Source organism: Prolixibacter sp. DSM 2831 (assembly GCF_056493735.1).
Genome location: NZ_CM151379.1, coordinates 4,345,298 through 4,369,249, shown reverse-complemented (window position 1 = coordinate 4,369,249; position 23,952 = coordinate 4,345,298). Strand labels below are relative to the sequence as shown.

Genomic DNA, 23,952 nt, shown 5'->3' with positions numbered 1-23,952 from the left:
TCATTTGTGTTAATGTGAGGCAAATATAGTTAAATATGAATGGACTGAATTTTGCGGGAAATATGTTTAGCAATGTCTTTTATTGTGTCATTTTCTATTGTTGATTGTTATTTTTATACGGTAAAGAAGGAGGATGAGTTGAAAAAGTGGTTGTACATTTTCGTTTTTCTGTTCATTGCGGTAGCCGGACACAGTCAGGTGGTTTTAGTACCTCCGGAGTTGCCGGATTCACTTGTCGGGAGAGTCGATTCCATTCCTCATGTGGTCCTCGATCCTATTCAGATTAAGCCGCATAGCAGGAGGTATTACCGCAGGCAGCAACGGCGCTATAACCGGATGGTGCTAATTGTAAAAAAGGTTTACCCGATGGCTAAATTGGCTGCTAAGAAGTTGGAGGAATACAACAAGGTGTATGTCACATTAAAGACCGATCGGCAGCGAAAGAAATATATTAAGCAGGTGCAGGAAGACCTGATGAACGAGTATGGCGATGAGATTAAGCATATGAAAATTTCAGAAGGGAGAATACTCATGAAGCTGATTGACCGGGAAACGGGGCACTCGTCATATCAAATCATCAAGGAGTTCCGGGGCGGTTTTACAGCGTTTTTCTGGCAGACGGTGGCCCGGATATTTGGAAACGATCTGAAGGTTCGTTACAATCCTTACGGTGAAGATTGGATGATTGAGAATATTGTGCAACAAATCAACCAGGGAACGATATGAGCAAGCGTACATTCATCGCCATACATATCCGTCCGGAAGAGAAGTTGCTGACGTTCATACGCGAGCTGCATGGGAAATTGAGTAAAAGCAGAATAAACTGGGTAAATCCGGAGACAATGCATTTAACGTTGCGCTTCCTGGGAAATACTACAAAAGAAAAAATTGGGCAAATTCTGAAAGAAGCCCCCGGCATATTTAATCAAAGGACACCTTTTGACATGGTGCTGAAAGGATTCGGAAAGTTTGGTTCAACAGAAAATCCCAAGGTTTTGTGGATAGGCCTGGAGGGAAATGAAGCCCTGTCGGAACTTGCTGCAGAAACTGAATTGATGGTACAAAGCGCCGGTTTTGAGGGGGAAGAGCGGGCTTTTCGTCCACACCTCACACTAGGTCGTGTTAAATGGCTCAAAGAGGCGGATAATTTGAAGAAGATGCTTGATGATTATCGAGAGGTAGTTTTTCAGCAGATAATCGTAAATGAAGTAGTTTTCTACGAAAGTATCCTAAAGCCGGCTGGTCCCGTTTATCGTCCCATACAAAAATTCAAACTGGAGGGCTGACGCTATTTCTATTTTACTTCCCCCTTCCCTGAAGGATATTAATCGCTGTGTAGATGATTATTTTGAAATCTACATACAAACTCCTGTTTCGTAAATAAATGAGGTCGTACTGCAGGCGTTCAATCATCTGTGTCACATTTTCAGCATAGCCGTATTTCACCTGTCCCCAGCTGGTAATTCCCGGACGAATGCGTAGCAAATGGCGATAGTGTGGTGCCGATTCCTCGATCTTACTGATATAAAAAGCGCGCTCAGGACGGGGCCCCACGACCGACATCTCACCTTTCAACACATTGATAAATTGCGGTATTTCATCGGCATGCGATTTTCGGAGGAACCGGCCAAACGGAGTTATTCGTTCATCGTTGTGGCTGGATAAGTCGGGTCCGTTTTTCTCTGCATCGTTGTACATGCTTCGGAATTTGTACATGATAAACGGTTTCCCATAGCGTCCGATGCGTTCCTGCCGGTAAAGAATAGGGCCCGGCGATGAGAACCTCACACCAATGATACAGCCAAGGGATAATGGAGATAAAACAATCAGTCCAATAATCGAAATAAAAATGTCGAGCAAACGCTTGATGTTCATCTGCCAGGCCGGCATAATTCCATTTGAAATCTGAATCAAGGGACTGGAATAAACAGTCGTCATCTTTACTGCTCCCGAAAGAATGTCATAAATATCAGGGATGCCGCGGATGATGATATTCCGACCGGCCAAACGGTTAATGATGTCGTTCAGTTTTTTATGGTCCGACGATTCGGTGGCAATAATGACCTCTTCGATTTTGTGTTGACTGATGATTTTCGGGATATCATCTAAGTGTCCCAAAACTTGTTCTTGTGGCACTTCAGTTTCGTCGTCTTCCTCATCTGTTGCAACGTATCCCACCACTTGATTCCCGGTAGGGACAGGTTGCGATTCCAACTCACGGGTAATACGGTGAGCAACTTCGTTGGTCCCTATAATCAAGGTTGGGAAGCCGATACGTCCGGTTTTGAACTGGTGTACCATGATGGTGGAAATGCTCAATCGGGGTATGTATGTTAGCACAAATTGAATTCCCAGCAGTGCCAGAATATGCTTGTAGTAGAAAGTATAGTCGGGAATGTAGTCATCGAGCAGAAACATAAAAAAGATGAAAAGTGAGCCCAATACTGCTGAAAAGATAGTTTGGCCTAACTCCAGCAGGCGCGACTTTCGCAGGACATCGTTGTAAAATCCCGAAATGGTATACAGGCCGAGCCAGAAGAGTGGAATTAAAATAATTCCTAGATAAAACTGGCGGGTAAAATCGATGGTATGGTTTTGCCCGAAGATTAAAGCCTCGGCATAATGTTTCCGGTACAGGTAGAATAATATCCAGGCGCAAAGAGCGGCCAAATAGTCAGAAATAATATAACTGGCAAGGAACTTTCTCCTTTTCATTTGACTGATGAGGTTAGGTTTCTATTGGTTTTGTGAATTTCGGGCTTTCAAATTACAAAACGCCTGGATTTTAAAAAACTTATGCAAATGAATACAAAATTTGACTAGATGGAAACGGATTTGAGCCTGAGTTGCTCTTTTATCCGGTCGAGCAGAAAAACAACTTCTTTCTCTTCCTCCAGTGAGTGAGTCGAAAAGTCCATATTGTCAACGCTTCCCAGGAAGTTATCGATTTGCTGAATCAGAAGTTCGTTGGCATCTGACCCGGAAAAAGAAAAGGTTCGGTTTTCGGGAATTAGTTCCAGGTGATTGGCCGAAAAATTAGCATCCATCAGGCCGCCGTTACGGAAAACAAGCAGCCGGGATGATTCGGCAGAGGCGAGGTTGCTAAAATTCATTGACGCCACCATTCCATCGGCGAAATCCAGATGGATATCGACAAAGTCTGTCGATATCGATAAAAAGTTACCTCCGGCTACCGCCATTTCGGTTATTTCGGTTGGATTTAATTTCAAAATAATCCGGATGAAGCAGCGGATGTGAGTAAAAAGATCTTCGTTCGACCGGGTCGAGGCGTATTCGCTTTTTACCATTCGGGGAAACTGGTTGATCTGGAACAACTGCTTTGTCAACGGTAAGTACAACTGGTCGGCTCGCACGACAATTTGGGTGCCGGCTTCGTGGGCCAGTTCGATCAACTGCTCCTGTTGTGTTATCGTCAGCTTGTCGATTGTTTCGATAAAGAGATGACATGAGTTCCGAATAGCGAAGGTCAGGTATTCAAAATGGCAGAATTCCGGATCGAGAACGAACAGAACATCGGAGATCAAAGGGATTACATCGCTCTCATATAAGCTGAAATGGGCATGTTCACTGGCATCCCACTTTTGATGATTATCAAAAACATACCAGTGTAATTTCTTCTTACCAGGAAATTTCCCGATAAGGTGTTTCGTTGATTTTTGGGGTAAAATAATTCCGGGTTTCAGCATATACACAAATGTACATAGGCTAAGTGTATGGAAGAATCCCTTGGCGGTCTTATTTATCAACCATTTTTGTTGAAAAACCCACAATTGAAAGGTATTTTTGTTGGCGAATTTGAAAAACAAACGGCCCTTGGAAGATAATTACCGACATCGAGGTCTGCGACGGAAGCTGGTCAGCGAGATTCAATCGAAAGGAATAACGGATGCCAATGTGTTGGAAGCCATCGGTAATGTGCCTCGTCACCTGTTCTTGGACAGCAGTTTTGTGCAGTTTGCCTACCGGGACAAAGCATTCCCGATAGGTAAAGGGCAAACCATTTCGCAGCCATACACAGTCGCTTTTCAAACGCAGTTGCTCGAAGTGAAAAAGTTCGACAAGGTGTTCGAGGTTGGCACCGGTTCAGGTTACCAGGCCGCCGTGCTTTGTGAGATGGGCGCCACTGTTTTTACTATCGAACGTCATCGGGAGCTCTATGATAAGGTAAGAGCATTGTTACCCTCCATCGGCTACGAACCGATGTTCTTTCACGGTGACGGTTATGCCGGATTGCCGACATACGGGCCATTCGACAGGATAATTGTCACGGCCGGAGCACCTTACATTCCCGAAGCTCTTCTGGAACAATTAAAGGTTGGCGGGCGTTTGGTAATTCCGGTAGGTTCACAGCATCACCAGGAAATGAAGCTGGTGGTGAGGGAGTCGGAAACGGAGTACAGAACAGAAGATAAAGGAGGTTTTATTTTTGTCCCGCTCGTTGGCGGAAAATCAGGATAATACAAGAAAGCTATGATGGAAATTCGAAAGTTTACATTTAATCCGGTAGCGGTAAATACCTATGTGGTATGGGATGAAACAGGTGAGTGTGCCATAATTGATGCGGGTTGTTCGAAACCTGCTGAAGAAGCAGCTCTTGCTGGTTTCATTGAGGAAAAAGAATTGACGCCGGTCAAACTACTGAATACTCATGGCCATTTCGATCACGTGATTGGGAACGGTTTTGCTGCGCGTCAGTGGGATTTGGAAGTGGAGATGCATAAAGATGACAATTCCTTGGTGTCGAATGCGAAGGAGCAGGGAGGAATGTTTGGCATTGCGATGCACCAGCCTCCGAAACCGGCCAAATTCTTCGACGAAGGTGATGAAATAACCTTTGGAAACACCATGCTGAAAGTCATCCATGTTCCGGGACATTCGCCCGGTGGAGTGGCATTTCACAACGCAAAAGAGAAAGTATTGATTGCTGGTGATATCCTCTTTTATGGTTCTGTCGGTCGTACAGATCTTCCGGGAGGGGAGCACGAAGCGTTGATCACTGGCATCAAATCGAAATTACTTGGACTTGATCCGGCCACGAAAGTGTTTCCCGGGCACGGACCGGAAACAACGATTGGAGACGAAATAAAAAACAATCCGTTTCTGCAGTAAAAACGGCTTGGGAAAAAGGAAAAAATCATGTTTTCCTATTACAGAAGACCTTAAAATTGTGTCGGGATATAATAAACTAAAATTGACTAGCGATGGCAATCGATAAATTTGTCAACCGCCATATAGGACCCCGCGATCGTGATTTGGACGAAATGCTTCGGGTTATCGGCGTAAAATCAATGGACGAACTGATTGAACAAACGGTTCCGTCCAATATTCGTTTGGAAAAACCGTTGAATCTACCCAATGGTTTGACTGAACGGGCCTATTTCAAGAAAATCAGAAAACTGGCTGCCAAAAACAAGGTCTTCAATACCTACATCGGAATGGGGTACTACGACACGATTACCCCGGCAGTAATTCAGCGTAATATCCTGGAAAATCCGGTTTGGTACACATCCTACACGCCTTACCAGGCAGAAGTTTCGCAGGGGCGTCTCGAAGCATTGCTGAATTTCCAGACGATGGTGTGTGAAATGACGGCAATGGATTTGGCGAATGCTTCGTTGCTTGATGAAGCTACAGCAGCTGCAGAGGCTATGTCGCTGATGTACGCGAACCGCAGCCGCGGGAAAAAGAAAGCAGACGCTAACGTTTGTTTCGTCGACGAAAACGTATGGCCGCAAACACTTGATGTTTTGCAGACCCGTGCCGAACCGCTGGGAATTGAATTGAAAGTAGGTGATTTTTCACGCGATAAGATTGAAGAAAACTGGTTTGGAGCGATTGTTCAATATCCAAACCTGAAAGGAGAGGTGGAGGACTACAGCAACTTCACCAGCCGCCTGCACGACAACGATTGTAAAATTGCGGTTGCATCCGATCTGCTGGCGTTAGCGTTGATTACGCCTCCCGGAGAATGGGATGCCGATGTGGTGTTTGGTTCTGCCCAGCGTTTTGGAGTTCCCATGGGATATGGCGGACCTTCTGCTGCTTTCTTTGCCATTAAGGAAGATTACAAACGTTATATGCCTGGCCGCATTATCGGCGTGTCGAAAGACGCTACCGGAAAGCTGGCCCTGCGGATGGCGCTGCAAACCCGCGAGCAACATATCAAGCGTGAGCGCGCAACTTCAAATATTTGTACAGCCCAGGCACTGCTGGCGACGATGGCCGGAATGTATGCCGTCTATCACGGCCCGGAAGGCATTCGCGGTATAGCCGACAGAGCACATAGCATTGGTGTTTTACTGGCGGATGAGATTACCAAACTCGGTTACAAGCAGGAAAATGCCAATTTCTTCGATACCATTCGTATCTCGCTTCCGCGACACGTGAAGAAAGAAGATATTGAGTGGCTTTCGCTCGATTTGGAGATGAATTTCCGCTATTTCGAAACAGGTGAGGTAGGCCTGAGTATTGATGAAACCACCAATCTGGAGGATATCAACTGGATTTTGGAAGTTTTTGCGAAGGCAGCTAACAAGCGGATTCCGGTTATCGAGGAGATTCCTGAGAATTCGAAGATTGATAAGAAATACAGCCGTAAATCGGAGTACCTGGGGCAGGATGTTTTCAACAAGTACCGCTCCGAAACCGAGATGGCACGTTACATCAAGCGGCTGGAGAAAAAAGATATTTCGCTGGTACATTCGATGATTTCGTTGGGCTCGTGTACCATGAAACTGAATGCAGCTACCGAAATGATTCCGCTCAGCTGGATTGAGTTCAACGGGATTCACCCGTTTGTACCGAAAAACCAGGCGATGGGTTACCACGAAATGATGGAAGAGTTGCGTCGTGATTTGTCGGAAATTACCGGCTTCGACGATATCTCGCTGATGCCGAATTCCGGTGCAGCCGGTGAGTACACCGGTTTGATGGTGATTCGGGAATATCACAAGAGTCGCGGCGAAGGTCACCGGAACGTAGTGCTGATTCCTTCATCAGCGCACGGAACTAACCCGGCCAGTGCGGTAATGGCTGGTATGAAAGTGGTAGTAGTGCCTTGCGATGATAAAGGTAACATCGATGTGGAAGCTCTTCGGGCGAAAGCCGAAGAACACAAGGATAATTTGTCGGCCTTCATGGTGACTTACCCGTCAACACACGGTGTTTTCGAGTCGGCGATTGTTGAAATGTGCGATATCATTCATAAAAATGGTGGTCAGGTGTACATGGACGGCGCCAACATGAACGCGCAGGTGGGATTGACCAATCCGAAGCGGATTGGTGCTGACGTTTGTCACCTGAACTTACATAAAACCTTTGCGATTCCACACGGAGGTGGTGGACCGGGTGTAGGCCCGATTGGTGTAGCTAAGCATCTGGTTGAATTCCTGCCTTCGCATCCGGTAATGAATAACGGACACGTAGGTTTGCACGCCGTTTCAGCGGCTCCATGGGGAAGTGCTTCGGTATTGCCCATCACGTACGGGTACATCAAAATGCTGGGAGCTGACGGCCTGGCGCAGGCAACTAAAATTGCGATTTTGAATGCCAACTACATCGCTTCTTTGCTGAAAGACAATTACGGTATTTTGTATACCGGCGAAAAAGGTCGGGTGGCACACGAAATGATTTTGGAATGCCGTCACCTGAAGGCCTCGGCTGGTGTAACTGAAGCCGATATCGCCAAGCGTTTAATGGACTATGGATTCCACGCACCTACGCTCTCATTTCCGGTACACGGAACACTGATGGTAGAACCGACAGAGAGTGAATCGAAAGAAGAGCTCGATCGTTTCGTAGAAGCCATGAACAGCATCTTTAGCGAGATTAAGGAGATTGAAGAAGGCAAAGCGGATGCAAATGACAACGTACTGAAGAATGCGCCGCATACAGCTGAAGTATTGATGACAGACGACTGGAAGCACAGTTACTCTCGCGAGAAAGCAGCCTATGCACTCGAATGGCTACGAGATAATAAATTCTGGGTGCCGGTCAGCCGGGTTGATGACGCTTATGGCGATCGGAACCTGATTTGTACTTGTGAACCGCTGGAAAGTTATATGGAAGAATAAATTCATAAATCCGGGGAAGTTTCCCCGGATTTATTTTACTAACCTATGATAGTATTTCCTAACGCCAAAATAAATATCGGCCTGAACATTCTGCGAAAGCGGGAGGATGGTTACCACGAACTGGAAACCGTATTTTATCCGTTGAAACTACAAGACGGTTTGGAGTTTATTGAGAACCATACCGGAGAAGTTCGTTTCAGCAATAGTGGAATTGAAGTTGGCGGTGCCCCGGAGAATAACCTGGTGGTGAAAGCGTACCGAATGCTGGCGGCCGATTATTCGTTGCCTGGAGTCGATATTCATCTGCACAAAGCGATACCGTTTGGAGCAGGTTTGGGGGGTGGCTCCTCCGATGCTGCTTTTATGCTCAGAGGCCTAAATGACTTTTTCGGGCTGAATATCCCCTCAGAGACGCTGATGTCGTATGCAGCAAGGCTAGGTGCTGATTGTCCTTTCTTCCTTGAAAATATCCCCTCATTTGCGTCAGGAATTGGAGAGAAGCTGGAGACTCTTCCGCTGAGTTTGGCGGGATGGCATCTGTTGCTGGTGAAACCTCCGGTTGAGGTGGGTACCAAAGAGGCATATGCAGGAGTTCGTCCCGGAATACCTGAAATTCGTTTGAGAGAGGCCATCCGGCAGTCGGTCAATAACTGGCAGGAAAGCGTTGTCAATGATTTTGAGGTAGGAATTTTTCAACGTTTTCCGGAAATAGAAGCTATAAAAGAAAAGCTGAAGGAGCGGGGAGCTGTTTATACCTCCATGTCGGGGAGTGGCTCGTCGGTTTTCGGATTATTCCGCGCGGAACCTATGTGGCGCGATAGCGATTTCCCGGAAGGGAGTTTTCTCTGGACGGAAGTATTCTAGTTTTTTGTTTTTAGGGGAGGTCAGCTGCGAATCGTTCTGGATGCGTTGCTTCGCGTCCGGCGTGAGTTGCTACAGGTCGGTCGTGCATTGCTTCAGGTGCGTGAGGGGCTGCTACAGGTCCGTTATGGATTTCTTCGCGTCAGTCGCGTGTTGCTATGCGTTGGTTATGGTTTGCTACCGATAGGATTGGCTGTTTTTGCCTGAAAACTTATGTGTCGTTGTGAAAATGTGCGGTAAGAATTTTGAAAGGGGATTTATTCCCCGGAAAGAAAAAATAAAAAAGCTGCCCCGATTGAGGCAGCTTTTGTTGTTTATTCGATGGTTACCATGATAACATCTTTCGGAATCTTGACACCTTCTTCGACGTGAATCTCTTTGATTTTACCATCGAAAGGCATCTCGATCTTGTTTTCCATTTTCATGGCTTCAAGAATCAGAAGGCATTCACCTTCTTTTACTTCCTGTCCGGTTTTTACACACATCTTTAAGACGGTCCCCGGAATATAGGAACGAATCTCAAACGGATTTGGGCGTTCCCATTTTTTTCGAGTTTCAAACTTCTTTGTGTAAAGCGTTTTGTATTTGGCGCTATTCACCACAAAGGTTTGATATTTTGGTGTACTTTCTTCCATTTTGAAAGGATTTGGTTAACAGAAAATCCCGTTTTAGAACGGAGGAATACCATGTTTCTTCGCCGGACGGGCATCCACTTTGTTGTCGGAAAGTGACAGCGAGTGAATCAATCGGGCACGGGTTTCAGCCGGCTCAATTACTTCGTCGATGTAGCCTTTGGCAGCGGCCACAAACGGGTTGGCGAATTTCTCTTTGTACTCTTCGATTTTCTGTTTCCGAACTTCGTCCGGATTTTCTGCTTCAGCAATTTCCTTACGGAAGACGATATTGGCAGCACCTTCTGGTCCCATCACAGCAATTTCGGCAGTTGGCCATGCGAAAACAAAGTCGGCACCCAGGTGGCGCGAGTTCATGGCAATGTAACCTCCACCATATGCTTTACGCAGGATAACGGTGATTTTCGGAACGGTTGCTTCGCTATAGGCATACAACAGTTTAGCTCCGTGGCGAATGACACCAGCATGTTCCTGATCAACGCCGGGCAGATAACCAGGCATATCTTCGAGGGTGACAATCGGGATGTTAAATGAGTCGCAATAGCGGATAAAACGAGCGGCTTTATCCGAGCTGTCGCAATCGAGTACCCCGGCCAGGTATTTGGGCTGGTTGGCCACAAAACCCACAGTCTCGCCTTTGATACGTCCAAAACCGATAACGATGTTGCGGGCGAAGTTCTCCATAATCTCAAGGAACTCGCTACTGTCGCTCACCGCGCGAATGATATCGCGGATGTCATACGGACGCCTCGGATCGGACGGAACAATCTCTTCCACATTGAGCGAAGAGGTTGGCTCCTGGGGCGGGAATTTCCGTGCTTTCTGCGTATTATTCCACGGAATAAATGAAATCAGGCTTTTGATCTGGTCGAAGCATTGATCCTCGCTTTCGGCAAAGAAATGGGCATTACCGGTAATTTCGCTGTGTACCCGGGCTCCCCCAAGCTCCTCCATACTGATTTCTTCGCCAAGCACTGTTTTGATAACACTTGGTCCGGTGATGAACATCTTGGAGATGTTTTCCACTACAAATACGAAATCGGTTAAAGCGGGAGAATAAACGGCTCCACCGGCACAAGGGCCGAGGATAACTGAAATCTGCGGAATAACGCCGGAAGCTTTGGTGTTACGGTAGAAAATCTCACCGTAACCGGCGAGCGAGTTGACACCTTCCTGGATGCGGGCACCACCGGAGTCATTGATACCGATGATCGGAACGCGCATTTTCAGGGCGTGGTCCATGATTTTGGTGATTTTACGGGCATGCATCAAACCGAGTGAACCACCGGCTACGGTGAAGTCCTGTGCATAAATACAAACAGGTTGATTGTAAATAGTACCTGTCCCGATGATAACACCATCGCCGTGCAACACCTTTTTGTCCATGTCGAAATCACGAGCTGTGTGCTCAACAAAAAGATCGTACTCGTGGAAAGAATCTTCGTCCAGAATGGACATGATTCTCTCACGGGCCGTCTTTTTACCCATGGCCACTTGTTTTTCGATGGCTTTTTCACCACCCCCCAACTGTACCTCTTGCTTGCGTTTACGGAGGTCCAGGATGTTTCTTTTTAATGACATAGGTTACGATTTAAATTCAAGATCATCATGAAAAGCCAGGATGATCACCTATAAAGTTCATCTACTTCGGGGGTCAAAATTATAAAAAAAATGCCGGGAAAGAGCACGACCCGACATTAAATGACATCTCTATCTATTTAGATATCAAAAAAATGAATAACAGTTTTTATTGTTCGATTATTTGGATGCCCACCTGTATAAGAAGATAGCTATAATGGAATACAGGAGGTTGGGTATCCAGACCGCAATAAACGGATCCATCCCTCCCTTGGTGGCAAAAACGGTTGATACCTGGAGGAACATAATGTAAGAAAAGCTGAGTAACAGTCCGATACCGAGGTGGAGTCCCATTCCACCCCTGATTTTCCGCGAAGCGAGTGCTGCACCGATGATCGAAAGGATAAAAGTGGAAAATGGTCCGGATGTTCGTTTATGTTTTTCGATTTCGTATTGCACGACATTGTCCACACCGCGCAACTTCAAATCCTCGATGTAATGATTCAACTCCCAATAGTTCATCGTCTCTTCGAGGTTTTTTTGCCGGCCAAAATCTTCCGGTTTCATACGGAGGGTGGTATCAATTACAGCACCTGATGTGATTTTTTCTGTCGGTCCGCTCAGGTCACGAATGTAGTAGTTGTGAATCACCCATTTTTTCTTGTCGCGGTCCCATTTCACATAGTCGGAAATCAATTTTGAGACCAGTTTATGGTCTTTAAATTTCTCGATAGAGAATTTATATCCTACATCGTTTTTGTTGTTGTAATTGCGCATGTAGATATATAGTCCCGGTTCCAGCTGCCTGTGGATGTTTCGATCCTGGTTATTGTATTCCCCTTTCAGGTATTTGTTGGTGAAATCGATACGAATAGTATTGGCCGGCGGAATGACAAAATTTCCCAATGTCCACGACATTAAAGCGATAATCCCTGCACCAATCATGTAGGGGCGCATCAATCGTTTGTAGGTTACTCCACTGGCGAGGATGGCTATAATCTCGGAGTTGTAAGCCATCTTCGAGGTAAAATAAATAACCGCGATGAAGGTGAACAGACTACTGAAGAGATTCGCAAAATAGGGTATGAAGTTCAGATAAAAATCGAAAATGATGGCGTGCAGTGGAGCATGACGACTGATGAACTCGTCGATGTGCTCGGAGATGTCAAAAACAATCGAGATACCGATAATCAGGGCAATTGCCAGGAAAAAGGTTCCCAGAAACTTTTTGATGATGTATACGTCGAGCTTTTTAAGATATGGTTTTGACAGCTGCATGCGACTAAGCGTATTTTCTGCGAATTTAATAGTAAACTACAAACGACGGCCTAATTTTTCGACCATTACATTCTTCCATTGCTTGAATGTTCCTGCCTTGATTTGTTCCCGGGCTTCTCCAACCAGCCAAAGATAAAAGGCCAGGTTGTGGAGACTTCCGATTTGGGCTCCCAACATTTCTTTTGCCTGGAACAAGTGCCGCAAATATGCCCGTGTATAATGATGGTCCACAAACGAGGTGCCATTCGGGTCGACCGGTGAAAAGTCGTTCTCCCATTTCTTATTCTTGATGTTAATAATGCCCTCGCTGGTGAACAACATTCCGTTCCGTCCGTTCCGGGTGGGCATCACACAATCGAACATGTCCACACCTCTGTCGATGGCTTCCAGAATATTGACCGGAGTACCGACTCCCATCAGGTAACGGGGTTTGTCTTCGGGAAGAATTTCATTCACTACTTCAATGGTCGAATACATATCTTCCTCTTTTTCTCCAACCGAAAGACCGCCAATGGCATAACCGTCGCGTTCGAAAGAGATGACGTGCTCAGCCGCTTTTCTTCTTAGTTCCGGATAAATTCCTCCCTGAACAATGGGAAAGAGCGTTTGGTCGTAACCATATTTCGGTTCCGTTTCATCGAAGCGTTTGACGCAACGTTCCAGCCAGCGCTGGGTGAGCTCCAGCGACTTTTTGGCATAATCGAAATCCGAATCTCCCGGGGGGCATTCATCGAAAGCCATGATGATATCGGCACCAATGGTCCGTTGGATATCAACCACATTTTCCGGCGTAAACATATGGCGGGAACCATCGATGTGCGACTGAAATTTGGCTCCTTCTTCCGATAGTTTACGGATGTCGCCCAACGAAAAAACCTGGAAACCGCCGCTGTCAGTCAGGATAGGACCGTCCCATCCGTTGAATTTGTGCAAACCTCCCGCTTTTTCGATGGTATCCATGCCAGGACGAAGATACAGGTGGTAGGTGTTTCCCAGAATAATCTGGGCGTTTACATCTTCTTTCAGATCACGAAAATGGACGCCTTTTACCGAGCCAACCGTTCCGACAGGCATAAAAATGGGCGTTTCAATTTCGCCGTGAGCAGTATAAAGTTTTCCCGCGCGGGCGTTGGTGCCCTGCAGTGTATATTGTAGTTCGAACTTCATTACCAAAAATTTGACGCACAAAGATAATTATTATGGTGTAATATCCCCGGAGAGCTTATGATTGAGATATGTGAAAAAAAATTAACGATATGTAGGTATTATACTCCGTCATTATCTATTTTTGGGAGACTCGGAAAACCAAAAGAATAATGCTGACAGATAATCTTACATTTAGTTTGGTGGAACTTATCGGAATGGCTGTTTTGGCAATAGGAACGCTTATTCAGTTGGTTTATCTGATTTCGCTCGCCTCACTAATCTTTCGAAAGAAGCAACAGCCTTCGTCAGAAAAGCCCTCGGTTTCGCTGATTATTACTTCCCGGAACTACGCCGAAGAATTAAAGGAAACTTTGCCGCCTCTGCTGGAACAGAATTACCCAAACTATGAGGTCATAGTCGTAGACGATTGCTCTACCGATCATACGGATGCCGTGTTGAGGGTAATGAAAAGCAAGTATCCACAGTTGAAGACAACCATCGTGAAACAGGAAACTGATTTCGCCAATGCGCTGGCGCTGACGGTGGGAATCAGAGCCGCCGACAATGACTGGTTGATTTTCCTAGATCCGCAGGTGGTGGTGCCGGGTACGGGCTGGCTTGAGACTTATTCTTCCTATCTGGAGCCCGGAAAGGATATTGTTTTCGGATACGTCAACTATTCCCGCACTTCCGGCTACGGCAAATGGTGGACACGCATTGAGAATTTCACGCTGGCACTTCGATACGGTCCTGCCTGGTTTTTCGGATTACCAATGCCTATTTCGAATATTAACCTGGCTTATCGCCGAAAATATTTCCTGGAGAAGCGGGGATTTGCTGCCCAGCTGAATACCCCTTTCGGTGAAAACGAAATGTTCGTCAACAAATTATCGCGTAAGAAGAATTCGGCAGTGGCCTTCGACGCTGCCACTTCTGTAGGTATTTCAGGTCCGCTGATGTACTATGACTGGATGAACTTAAAAAAGAAACATTTGTTATTAAGAAGAAAATTTTCTGTATCCCAGCGATTCTATTTATCGCTTGATACGGTAAGCAGGATTTTGACAGATGTTGCCTTGCTGGTTCTTCTGGTTATATCACCTTATCGGTTTTGGATTCTGGGTATTTGGGCATTTCGGCTTTTGCTGGAATTTACCCTGATGATAGTTGCCTCGAATCGTTTGGGTGATAAAGGATTGGTGTTGCGAAGCTTTCTGTACAGAACCTGCCTGCCGCTGATTAATGGTTGGATGAGCTGGAGACAGCACATTGCGGCGGAGAGGAAGAAATGGAAATAAACCCCAATTTGTCAGAGAATGCACGTAGAGACCTTGAGCTTGTGAAGCTGGCAAGGGAAGGGGACGAGTATGCTTTTGCGCGGCTGATGAACCGTTATAAAGATGCTATTTATTTCATGTTGCTAAAAATGGTTAATAACCGCGCCGATGCGGAGGATTTAACCATCGAGGCTTTTGGAAAAGCCTTTACTAACCTTCATCAATATTCACCCAAGTTTGCTTTTAGTACCTGGTTGTTCCGAATTGCCTCAAACAATGGGATCGATTTTCTGCGGAAGCGAAGAGCCAACACGGTTCCGCTGGAGAATCCGGATACCGATAGGAAAGACTCGGAGTACAATCCCAATTTCAAATCGGAAACGCTTTCGCCCGAAGAAAAATATATTCGTCAGCAGCGCGCCAACATTCTTCGCCGGATGGTGAGCCGACTGAAGCCGCGTTACCGCATGTTAGTCGAACTCCGATATTTCAAGGAGTATTCGTATGACGAAATAGCAAAAGAGTTAAATTTGCCCCTTGGAACTGTCAAAGTGCAGCTTTTTCGTGCCCGCGAAATGCTGTTTAACCTGTTAAAGAAAACAGAAATGGGTTCCGACAAAACGGGCAAATGAGCATCGCAATGGAGATTATTCAGAAGTACTTTCCCGATTTAACCCAGGAACAATATGAACGTTTTGCACGGCTTGGAACACTTTACCGTGAATGGAACGAGAAAATCAACGTGATTTCCCGGAAGGATATTGATGAGCTTTATATTCATCACGTTTTACATTCGATGGCCATTGCCAAGGTGATTCAGTTTGTACCGGGAACGCGTATCATGGACGTAGGCACCGGCGGTGGTTTCCCCGGAATACCCCTGGCTATTTTATTTCCGGAAACGGAGTTCTTATTGGTTGATTCGATTGGTAAGAAAATAAAAGTGGTGAATGAAGTGGCGGCAGCGTTGGGATTAACGAACGTGAAAGGAGTTCATACCCGTGTGCAGCAGGTGAAAGAGCCTTTTGATTTTGTGGTTAGCCGGGCGGTAACTGCTTTTCCGAAGTTTGTGGCGATGGTTAGGAAAAACCTAGCAAAAGAGCAAAAAAACGCACGTCCCAACGGAATCATTTATCTCAAGGGCGGTGACTTTGCCGATGAAATTAAACCATTCCGCCGGGACGTGGAATTGTATTCGATTGCTGATTTTTTCAGCGAATCTTTCTTCGAGACCAAAAAAGTGGTCTGCCTTTCGCTTTAAGTTTTCCGGTTAATAAATAAACTGCCGGTTATTCCTGATAACATTGGTAATTGCCAGCTTCAATTTATCGGTTCCTTCATAAACCATATCGAGGTTTGACGGGAATGGCATCGCTTTTACCTGGCATTTTTTCTTTGATTCTTCGCTAAGGGCTCCCAAATCTCCGACAGCGCGAGCCCACGAATGATCGAAATCGAGGTTGGTACCGATCGGTACTTTCCGAAGCAATTTCGACGGATTATTCTGCAGGTATTCTACCACGCCGTTGACCTGGCAGGTCTTATGCTGATGAGTTTCGATAACCGTGCACTTCAACTCTTTGTACTTCTTAATCTTGATGTCATTGCCAAGGGAGTCTTTCATCACGTTGCCGCGGCTGTCAAGCGCATAATTCCAGCCATCTTCCACTTTCTTTTGTTCGGTGTAATCTTTTTCTTCCGATTGGTCGGGAGAAATCTGGATATTATTTAGGTTGATATTGACGTAGTAGTCATACTGCATTTGCCGGTCCATATCGCGGAAATCATACTCCACCCAGTCACTGTTTAATCCACTGTTATCAATAGTCAGCAGATTGTCCATGAATTGGGGAGAAAACTTTAGGTGGGTATTATTGATAGCCTGCACCAGAACACGGCTCATTCCCTTATCGTGGGCTTCTGCCATTTTTTGATCGATATCGGTGTAATCTCCGGTGTACTCTTTCACTTTAGCGAATTCTTGATAAGCTTTCCGGAAAGATTCTTTGTCGCCGTTTTGCATCAGTTTGTTACCGTGAGCGTAAAGATAATCAGCAGCTTTTCTTTTCGATGCGATGAGTTTCTGGTCATAATCCACCAGCGGGTAATCGTAAACTTTCCCGTTGTAACGGAATGGCGTAACCGTATTTACCAGCGCCTGGCGGTTTTTCAAACGGCGGTAGATATCCACTGCTTCATCATAGTTTCGCGGACTCCCTTCCTGCTCGAGGAATTTAACCCGTTCCAGGTCTTGTTGGTTGGCCAGCTTATAAGCCCGGTCGATGGTTGCCATCAGTTCCGCTTTGCGGGGTGACTTGAGTAGTTTGTGTACAGCTTTTCCAATCGCCGCATCATAGTTCTGATTGGCCAGGTATTTCTTCGGCGATGCACAAGAGGTCACCAGCAGGACGAAGAACAGTAAATAATGCAAGTTTCTCATTGGGTGTTTTTTAAGCACGTTTTTAAAATGTCCCTTTTCAAACGGGAGAATCGAAAAACAATTCGTCAATTGAATTGTCTTGATTCGCCTGTATATAACATATAGTATGCCATAAAACTTAACGGGCGTAAAGATAAAATATTTTACAGGCCATTTTTGAAACATATCAGGGATGAAATTTGTCCCTCAAAATAATATATTTGCAGCGTCTGTCTGGCTGGAAATTATTGCCGGAGAAAAAGCTATAAAAAACCCGATTCGTTTGGAGCAAAGAAAAAAAGAGTTAATTTTGCAGTCCGAATTGGCAAGGAAGTACAAAAGAAATTAAACAGTAAAATATTTTCAGAGATGAAAAGAACATTTCAGCCGCATAACAGGAAAAGGAAAAACAAACATGGTTTCCGTGAAAGAATGGCGACTGTAAACGGTCGCAAAGTTCTTAAAGCTCGTCGTGCGAAAGGTCGGAAAAAACTGACTGTTTCAGATGAGCCGCGTCACAAGAGATAATGAACATTATTTTCGAGTACGATATACGGAAGGTAAGGAGCTAATACTCTTTACCTTTTGTTGTTTATGGCCGATGTTGGCCTGTTTTTAGCGGACACCAAGGTATTTTTTTGTACTTTAGTCGCTGATTCCGGGAAATCCGGACGTATAATTCAGAAAAACTGGAAATCATGCAAAACAGTGATGTTTTCTCTCTGCTGAAGACCACCGTATCGAACAGCAGATTACTGGATATAGCTGGAAAAGCACTTAATGGAGAACGTATTACTTTCGATGAAGGAGTTACACTTTATCAGGAAGGCGAGATTCCTTTTTTGTCGATGTTATCCAATGCAGTGCGTCAGCGTATCAATGACGAATATGTCTATTTCAACCGCAACTTTCATATTGAGCCGACGAATATTTGCGAAAGCCACTGCTCATTTTGTTCCTATCGTCGTGACGATGGTGAAGAAGGAAGCTGGGAACACAGTTTGAACGATATTCGGCGCAAAGCCGAAAGTTATGTAGGGAAAGATATTACGGAAGTACACATCGTGGGTGCTGTACACCCCAACCGCGATCTTTTCTATTATGCCGATTTAGTTCAAACGGTCAAGTCGGTATTGCCTGATATTCATATCAAAGGCTTCACAGCAGTTGAGGTGGATGCCATGATAAAGAAAGCAGGACTTTCGTTGGAAGAAGGATTGCAGACCCTGAAAAAAGCCGGGTTGGATTCGATGCCGGGTGGAGGTGCTGAAATTTTTGATGAAAAGACGAGAGCCCGTATCTGCCCCGACAAAACCGATACAGCCGGTTGGTTGAAGATTCATGAAACAGCGCACAAACTGGGAATCCCGAGTAATGCAACGATGCTTTACGGATTGATTGAAACTTACGAGCACCGCGTCGATCACATGAATCGGTTGAGGGAATTGCAGGACCAGACCCATGGCTTCAATACCTTTATTCCGTTAAAATTCCGTCATTCCAACAATGCGTTTTCGCACATTGCAGAATCAACAACATTGGAAGATTTGAAGAACTACGCGGTTGCCCGGATTTTCCTCGACAATATTCCACACCTGAAAGCCTATTGGCCGATGATTGGTAAATCGGTTGCCCAGTTGTCTCTCGCATTTGGTGTAGATGATTTGGACGGAACCATTGATGATTCGACAAAGATTTACTCAATGGCCGGAGCTGAAGAGCAGAATCCGTCTGCTTCGACCGACGAGTTGGTTAAAATGATTAAGACGGCTGGTAAAGTGCCTGTCGAACGCGATACGTTGTACAATATCGTTCGTCGTTTCGATTAATTGCACTGAGAATTTATCAGCAAAGAGATATGGAAACCGGAGCGTGAAATTTTCATCCGATGATGAAGATATGCACCTTCGGTTTTTTTGTGGGCAACAGGTGCGATAAATTTTTACTTTTCGACTTTAGGATTAATTTTGTTGCAAGGTCATATTCACCCTAGATAAGAAGATATGTCATTCCGAAAATTTCTGAAAAGCAAGGTTTTTTGGCTGAATGTAATTCTGGCCGTTGTGCTTACGCTTATTTTGCTGTGGTTGACGATGTATGCGCTGTCGAAGTATACGCATCACGGCGAAGCATTTCCAACTCCAAATCTTACCGGACTGGAGCAGACGGATTGGGAAAAAGTAGCCAAGAACAAAGATATCGACGTGGTTATTCGTGATTCGGTGTACCACACCGATTTCTCGCCGGGTTCGGTGATTGAGCAGATGCCCAGGAGTGGCCACTACATCAAAGCGGGACGCACGGTTTATGTAACCATTGCAGCGGTTAAGCCGGAAATGGTTCAACTGCCTAAGTTGACCGATGTTTCGTTACGGGAAGCCCGGGTATTGCTTCAATCTAAGAGTCTGAAATTAGGCGATGTGACCTTCAGCCCTTCGGAGTTCAATAATTTGGTGCTTGCGCAGAAGCTGCACGGTTCCAGTATTGATCCGGGTATTCTGGTTCCCCGGGGAACAGCTATCGATTTGGTTGTAGGAAAGACCATGGAGAATAAGCGGACGGTTGTACCCGATTTGACCGGATACACATATGATGAAGGGCGAAAAATTTTGCAGGATGTGTCTTTGACGGTTGGTGCTGTTATTTACAGCAAAGATGTCAAGACAGAGGAAGATTCGACGAACGCGATCATTTGGCAGCAATCGCCGGAATTTAACAGGCACGAAGGTGTCGAAATTGGCCATTCGGTCGATCTGTGGCTGAAGCTTCCGGTTGACAGCCTTTCTTCGGGCGATGATAATAAATAAGGAGTTTTTGATGACAGAAAAGAATTTGCCGGTAGATGATCGGGACGAGCAGGATGACGATAATGAAATGTTTGAGCATTACCGGCTCACCGTCGATCCGGGGCAGAAGCCTTTGCGCATCGATAAATTTTTAGTCAACCGCATCGATACCGCTTCCCGCAGTCGGATTCAGTCAGCTGCCGAAGCCGGTATTATTCTGGTGAATAATGTCTCTGTAAAAGCCAACTACAAGGTAAAGCCCGATGATGAGATTTCCATTGTGATGGATTACCCGCGTCGCGAGCTGAAAATTATTCCGGAAGATATTCCGCTCGACATCGTATACGAAGACGACGACTTACTGGTGATTAATAAGCCGGCCGGATTGGTCGTTCATCCCGGACACGGAAATTATTCAGGGACACTGGTGAATGCATTGGCCTATCGTTACAAGGATTTGCCGCTTTATGGCGGTGACGATCCGCGCCCGGGACTGGTGCACCGTATCGATAAAAATACGACGGGATTGCTGGTTGTTGCCAAGACCGAAATGGCTAAGAATCATTTGGCAGCACAGTTTTTCAATAAGACAACCAAGCGAAAGTATAACGCCATTGTTTGGGGAAACCTGAAGGAGGACGAAGGAACGATTGAAGGTAACATCGGCCGTAGTTTGAAAAACCGGCAGGTGTTCACGGTTTTCCCGGAAGGAGATTATGGCAAGCCTGCCGTGACGCATTACAAAGTGATTGAAAAGCTTGGGTACGTCAACCTGGTCGAATGTGTACTGGAAACCGGAAGGACGCACCAAATCAGGGTGCACATGCGCTACATTGGTCATCCGCTATTTAACGATGATAATTATGGTGGTGACAAGATTCTGAAAGGAACCACCTTCACGAAATACAAGCAGTTTGTGGAAAACTGTTTCCAGCTTCTTCCCCGGCAGGCGCTGCACGCTAAAATGCTGGGATTTATACACCCGCGTACCGGTGAAGAAATGATTTTTGATTCGGAATTGCCTGAAGACATGACGCAGGTGATCGAAAAGTGGCGAACCTATATTTCAAACAGAAACCAGTTTTAATCGTAACCGGAATGACAAAGAGAAACATTGCAGTAGTGGTTGGCGGCGATTCGTCGGAGTATGTAGTTTCGATGAATAGTGGCGCCAATGTGATGAAATCAATCGATCGGGAGCACTTTACACCGTGGATGGTAAAAATGAGGAACGGTGTGTGGGAAGTGATTGACGGTGAAACGAAGATCGCCAATGTCGATAAGTCGGATTTCTCATTTTCGGTTGATGGTAAAAAGATTCAGCTTGAATATGCTTATATCATCATTCACGGTTCTCCGGGCGAGAATGGTATTCTGCAAGGTTATTTCGATCTGATTGGTATTCCGTATTCGTCGAGCGATACCGAATCGTCGGCGTTGACATTCAATAAATTCTATTGCAACAACTTTCTCCGGACATCGGGGATTGAAATGGCGCGTTCGTTTCATCTTGTGAAAGGAGATGACTATGATATTGATGAGATTCTGTCGGAATTGGGATTGCCCATTTTTGTAAAGCCAAATGCGGGTGGGTCCAGCTTTGGTATCACGAAAGTAAAAACGGCTGATGAGCTGAAGCCTGCTATCAAAAAAGCATTTGAAGAGGATGATGAAGTACTGGTCGATGAATTTATCTCGGGAACCGAGTTCACTTGTGGTCTGGTGAAAATCGGCGAAAAAAAGCTGGTTTTCCCGGCAACCGAAATTATTCCCAGGAACGAGTTCTTCAATTACGAATCGAAATATGTAGCCGGAATGGCCGAAGAGATTACTCCGGCCCGGATATCGGAAGAGGCGATGCTGGAAATTCAGGCGCTGTCGTCCCAGATTTATGACCTGTGTGGCTGCAACGGAATTGTTCGTATCGACTTCATCCGGCACGAGGGACGTTTCTATTTTCTCGAAGTAAATACCATTCCCGGCATGACCGGAACAAGCTTTATTCCACAGCAAGTAGAGGCCATGGAGCTCGATTTGAAAGAGTTATTAACAGAAATCATCGAAGAGGGAATTAATAAGGCTAAAGTGTAGTTATCAACTGAAATTGTTCACATCTTGTTGACAACTCTGTTTACAGGGTGTTTACGGTGTTGGTGATTTCTTGTGAGTAAATAGGTAACGTGCTGATAGAACGCACATGTACTGCCGATGGTGGATAAAATATCCCATATGACATGGTCGGAATCGTTATTTTTGAATCTTTGCAGACCCAACAACGCACTAATTTTTAAGTTAAATGGCTGGCGAAAATTACAATAACCGCAATAAAAACAGAGGTAAGTTAACACTGGATCAACTCAACGCGCAATACGGTAAAATACCGCCGCAAGCGCTCGAGGTAGAGGAGGCCGTATTGGGAGCGCTCATGCTCGAGCGGGATGCTTACATTGCTGTGGCGGATATTTTGAAGCCCGAAAGTTTTTATAAGGAGGAGCATCAGAGAATTTTCAAAGCCATCCAGGATTTAAGTGCCAACGAAAAACCGGTCGACTTGCTGATGGTAACGCAGGAGCTGAAGAACCGGGAAGAGTTGGAAGAAGTTGGCGGCCCGCTTTACATTACGCAGCTGACCAGCAAAGTAGCCTCCGCGGCGCACATTGAGTTTCACGCTCGCATCATTGCGCAGAAACACATTCAGCGTGAACTCATTCGTATTTCCACCGAAATCCAGACCAAGTCGTACGACGATACCATGGAGCTGGAGGATTTGATCGATTATGCCGAAGGTTCTTTGTTCAAAGTAACCGAAGGTAGTATCACTAAAGAGTCGCAGCCTATCAAGCCTATTTTGAGGGAAGCCATCGAACAGATTGAAGAGAACTCGAAGAAGGAAGAAGGACTGAGTGGTGTTCCTTCGGGCTTTACGCGTCTGGATAGGATGACTTCCGGTTGGCAGAAAACGGACCTGATGATTATCGCTGCTCGTCCGGCGATGGGAAAAACAGCTTTTGTCTTGTCGATGGCCCGTAATATGGCCGTTGATCACCATGTACCTGTCGCAGTATTTTCGTTGGAGATGTCCTCGATTCAGCTGGTCAATCGTTTGATTGCTGCAGAAACGGAACTAGGTTCAGAAAAACTGAAAACCGGCCGGTTGGAAAACTGGGAATGGGAACAGCTGAACCGCAAAATAAAAAACTTAGAGGAAGCCTCACTTTTCATTGACGATACACCCGCACTTTCCATTTTTGAGTTCAGGGCAAAAGCCCGGCGTTTAAAAATGCAACATAACATCGGCATCATCATTGTCGACTATTTGCAGCTGATGACTGCCGGCTCGGAAGGGAGAGGAAGTCGCGAACAGGAGGTGAGTACGATTTCACGTAACCTGAAAGCGATAGCGAAAGAGGTGGATGTGCCTATTATCGCGTTGTCGCAGTTGAACCGTTCGGTTGAATCGCGTGACGGTAAGCGGCCACAGCTTTCCGACCTCCGGGAGTCGGGTGCGATTGAGCAGGATGCCGATATGGTTATGTTTATTCACCGCCCGGAATATTACGGCATCACGGAAGACGAAAGTGGTAATTCCCTTATCGGGATGGCTGAAATCATTATCGCTAAGCATCGTAACGGTGCCGTCGGTGATGTTCATTTGGCATTTAAGAGTCATTTGGCGCGCTTTAGCGATCCGGATGAAGAAAGTCTCGGCACCATGCCTGAAGATTTGGGAAATGGGCAGGTTGGTGCTCGTTTCAGTTCAAAGATGAACGAAGACGACAATGATCCGTTTGAAAAGAGCTTGGGCACACAAGGCTTCCCCGCTGCGGGAGGAGGACTTGACGATGAGACTCCTTTCTGAGAAGATCTTCTCAAAACAGGTTG

The 23,952-nt window shown here is 45.7% G+C and carries 23 protein-coding genes; 16 read left to right on the top strand and 7 right to left on the bottom strand.

The features are described from left to right. The first annotated feature begins 72 nt into the window (after nt 1-72). Both AC060N_RS18070 and thpR read left to right on the top strand, forming a co-directional pair. Nucleotides 73-726, top strand: a complete 654-nt coding sequence (locus AC060N_RS18070; protein WP_106540495.1) for a DUF4294 domain-containing protein — start codon at nt 73-75, stop codon at nt 724-726. Continuing rightward, the gene (gene thpR / locus AC060N_RS18065; RefSeq protein ID WP_479524951.1) at nt 723-1,286 is read left to right on the top strand and encodes an RNA 2',3'-cyclic phosphodiesterase; all 564 of its coding nucleotides are present in this window, start codon (nt 723-725) and stop codon (nt 1,284-1,286) included. Before AC060N_RS18070 ends, thpR begins: the two co-directional genes overlap by 4 nt. Nucleotides 1,287-1,299: 13 nt before the next feature. Here the strand turns inward: thpR and AC060N_RS18060 are convergent, their stop codons facing one another. Together AC060N_RS18060 and AC060N_RS18055 are read right to left on the bottom strand one after the other, a co-directional pair. Further along, on the bottom strand, nt 1,300-2,715 hold the full coding sequence (locus AC060N_RS18060) for a sugar transferase (RefSeq protein ID WP_479524950.1): 1,416 nt from the start codon (nt 2,713-2,715) through the stop codon (nt 1,300-1,302). A 104-nt stretch (nt 2,716-2,819) separates the two neighbouring features. Beyond that, entirely contained in the window at nt 2,820-3,707 is an 888-nt protein-coding gene (locus AC060N_RS18055) for a Gfo/Idh/MocA family oxidoreductase (RefSeq protein WP_479524949.1), read from the bottom strand. A gap of 127 nt (nt 3,708-3,834) precedes the next feature. On the opposite strand from AC060N_RS18055, the gene AC060N_RS18050 reads away from it, so the two are divergent. The 4 genes from AC060N_RS18050 to ispE all read left to right on the top strand — a co-directional run bounded on the left by AC060N_RS18050 (nt 3,835) and on the right by ispE (nt 8,957). Next, entirely contained in the window at nt 3,835-4,479 is a 645-nt protein-coding gene (locus tag AC060N_RS18050) for a protein-L-isoaspartate(D-aspartate) O-methyltransferase (RefSeq protein WP_479524948.1), read from the top strand. A 12-nt stretch (nt 4,480-4,491) separates the two neighbouring features. Then, the gene (locus AC060N_RS18045) at nt 4,492-5,130 is read left to right on the top strand and encodes an MBL fold metallo-hydrolase (RefSeq protein ID WP_479524947.1); all 639 of its coding nucleotides are present in this window, start codon (nt 4,492-4,494) and stop codon (nt 5,128-5,130) included. A 92-nt stretch (nt 5,131-5,222) separates the two neighbouring features. Next, complete coding sequence (gcvP, locus tag AC060N_RS18040; RefSeq protein WP_479524946.1) at nt 5,223-8,093, top strand: aminomethyl-transferring glycine dehydrogenase; 2,871 nt, start codon at nt 5,223-5,225, stop codon at nt 8,091-8,093. A 45-nt stretch (nt 8,094-8,138) separates the two neighbouring features. Continuing rightward, nucleotides 8,139-8,957 carry a 4-(cytidine 5'-diphospho)-2-C-methyl-D-erythritol kinase gene (ispE, locus tag AC060N_RS18035; RefSeq protein ID WP_479524945.1) on the top strand — a complete coding sequence of 273 codons (819 nt, stop codon included), beginning with the start codon at nt 8,139-8,141 and terminating at the stop codon, nt 8,955-8,957. Nucleotides 8,958-9,268: 311 nt separating this feature from the next. On the opposite strand, the gene AC060N_RS18030 is transcribed toward ispE, so the two are convergent. The 4 genes from AC060N_RS18030 to tgt all read right to left on the bottom strand — a co-directional run bounded on the left by AC060N_RS18030 (nt 9,269) and on the right by tgt (nt 13,609). Then, nucleotides 9,269-9,589 carry a biotin/lipoyl-containing protein gene (locus tag AC060N_RS18030; RefSeq protein ID WP_106540488.1) on the bottom strand — a complete coding sequence of 107 codons (321 nt, stop codon included), beginning with the start codon at nt 9,587-9,589 and terminating at the stop codon, nt 9,269-9,271. Nucleotides 9,590-9,622: 33 nt separating this feature from the next. Beyond that, nucleotides 9,623-11,167: an acyl-CoA carboxylase subunit beta gene (locus tag AC060N_RS18025; protein ID WP_153640371.1), complete on the bottom strand. Its 1,545-nt coding sequence runs from the start codon at nt 11,165-11,167 to the stop codon at nt 9,623-9,625. Between the two features lie 177 nt (nt 11,168-11,344). Then, nucleotides 11,345-12,442 (bottom strand): LptF/LptG family permease, encoded by a 1,098-nt coding sequence (locus tag AC060N_RS18020; protein ID WP_479524944.1) that lies wholly within the window; start codon nt 12,440-12,442, stop codon nt 11,345-11,347. A 36-nt stretch (nt 12,443-12,478) separates the two neighbouring features. Further along, nucleotides 12,479-13,609, bottom strand: coding sequence for a tRNA guanosine(34) transglycosylase Tgt (gene tgt, locus AC060N_RS18015; protein ID WP_479524943.1), 1,131 nt, complete (start codon nt 13,607-13,609; stop codon nt 12,479-12,481). Between the two features lie 149 nt (nt 13,610-13,758). On the opposite strand from tgt, the gene AC060N_RS18010 reads away from it, so the two are divergent. The 3 genes from AC060N_RS18010 to rsmG are packed head-to-tail and all read left to right on the top strand — an operon-like array spanning nt 13,759 to nt 16,126. Further along, the gene (locus tag AC060N_RS18010; protein WP_479524942.1) at nt 13,759-14,886 is read left to right on the top strand and encodes a glycosyltransferase; all 1,128 of its coding nucleotides are present in this window, start codon (nt 13,759-13,761) and stop codon (nt 14,884-14,886) included. Between the two features lie 41 nt (nt 14,887-14,927). Beyond that, nucleotides 14,928-15,497, top strand: a complete 570-nt coding sequence (locus AC060N_RS18005; RefSeq protein WP_479524941.1) for an RNA polymerase sigma factor — start codon at nt 14,928-14,930, stop codon at nt 15,495-15,497. Further along, entirely contained in the window at nt 15,494-16,126 is a 633-nt protein-coding gene (gene rsmG, locus AC060N_RS18000; RefSeq protein ID WP_479524940.1) for a 16S rRNA (guanine(527)-N(7))-methyltransferase RsmG, read from the top strand. The genes AC060N_RS18005 and rsmG overlap by 4 nt, the downstream gene beginning before the upstream one ends. A 9-nt stretch (nt 16,127-16,135) precedes the next feature. Here the strand turns inward: rsmG and AC060N_RS17995 are convergent, their stop codons facing one another. Next, nucleotides 16,136-17,305 (bottom strand): hypothetical protein, encoded by a 1,170-nt coding sequence (locus AC060N_RS17995; RefSeq protein ID WP_479524939.1) that lies wholly within the window; start codon nt 17,303-17,305, stop codon nt 16,136-16,138. 172 nt (nt 17,306-17,477) lie between these two features. Between AC060N_RS17995 and AC060N_RS17990 the strand changes: the two genes are divergently transcribed. The 7 genes from AC060N_RS17990 (at nt 17,478) to dnaB (ending at nt 23,929) form a co-directional block, all read left to right on the top strand. After that, nucleotides 17,478-17,633, top strand: coding sequence for a hypothetical protein (locus tag AC060N_RS17990; RefSeq protein ID WP_153637024.1), 156 nt, complete (start codon nt 17,478-17,480; stop codon nt 17,631-17,633). 20 nt (nt 17,634-17,653) lie between these two features. Further along, nucleotides 17,654-17,812, top strand: a complete 159-nt coding sequence (gene rpmH / locus AC060N_RS17985) for a 50S ribosomal protein L34 (protein WP_106540482.1) — start codon at nt 17,654-17,656, stop codon at nt 17,810-17,812. A 170-nt stretch (nt 17,813-17,982) separates the two neighbouring features. Further along, nucleotides 17,983-19,113: an aminofutalosine synthase MqnE gene (mqnE, locus tag AC060N_RS17980; RefSeq protein ID WP_106540481.1), complete on the top strand. Its 1,131-nt coding sequence runs from the start codon at nt 17,983-17,985 to the stop codon at nt 19,111-19,113. Nucleotides 19,114-19,287: 174 nt separating this feature from the next. Next, complete coding sequence (locus AC060N_RS17975; protein ID WP_479524938.1) at nt 19,288-20,091, top strand: PASTA domain-containing protein; 804 nt, start codon at nt 19,288-19,290, stop codon at nt 20,089-20,091. A gap of 10 nt (nt 20,092-20,101) precedes the next feature. Beyond that, a complete protein-coding gene (locus AC060N_RS17970) occupies nt 20,102-21,157 on the top strand; it encodes an RluA family pseudouridine synthase (protein ID WP_479524937.1) in 1,056 nt (351 codons plus the stop codon). Nucleotides 21,158-21,168: 11 nt separating this feature from the next. Further along, nucleotides 21,169-22,161: a D-alanine--D-alanine ligase gene (locus AC060N_RS17965; protein ID WP_479524936.1), complete on the top strand. Its 993-nt coding sequence runs from the start codon at nt 21,169-21,171 to the stop codon at nt 22,159-22,161. Between the two features lie 205 nt (nt 22,162-22,366). Next, entirely contained in the window at nt 22,367-23,929 is a 1,563-nt protein-coding gene (gene dnaB / locus AC060N_RS17960; protein WP_479524935.1) for a replicative DNA helicase, read from the top strand. Nucleotides 23,930-23,952 lie beyond the last annotated feature (23 nt).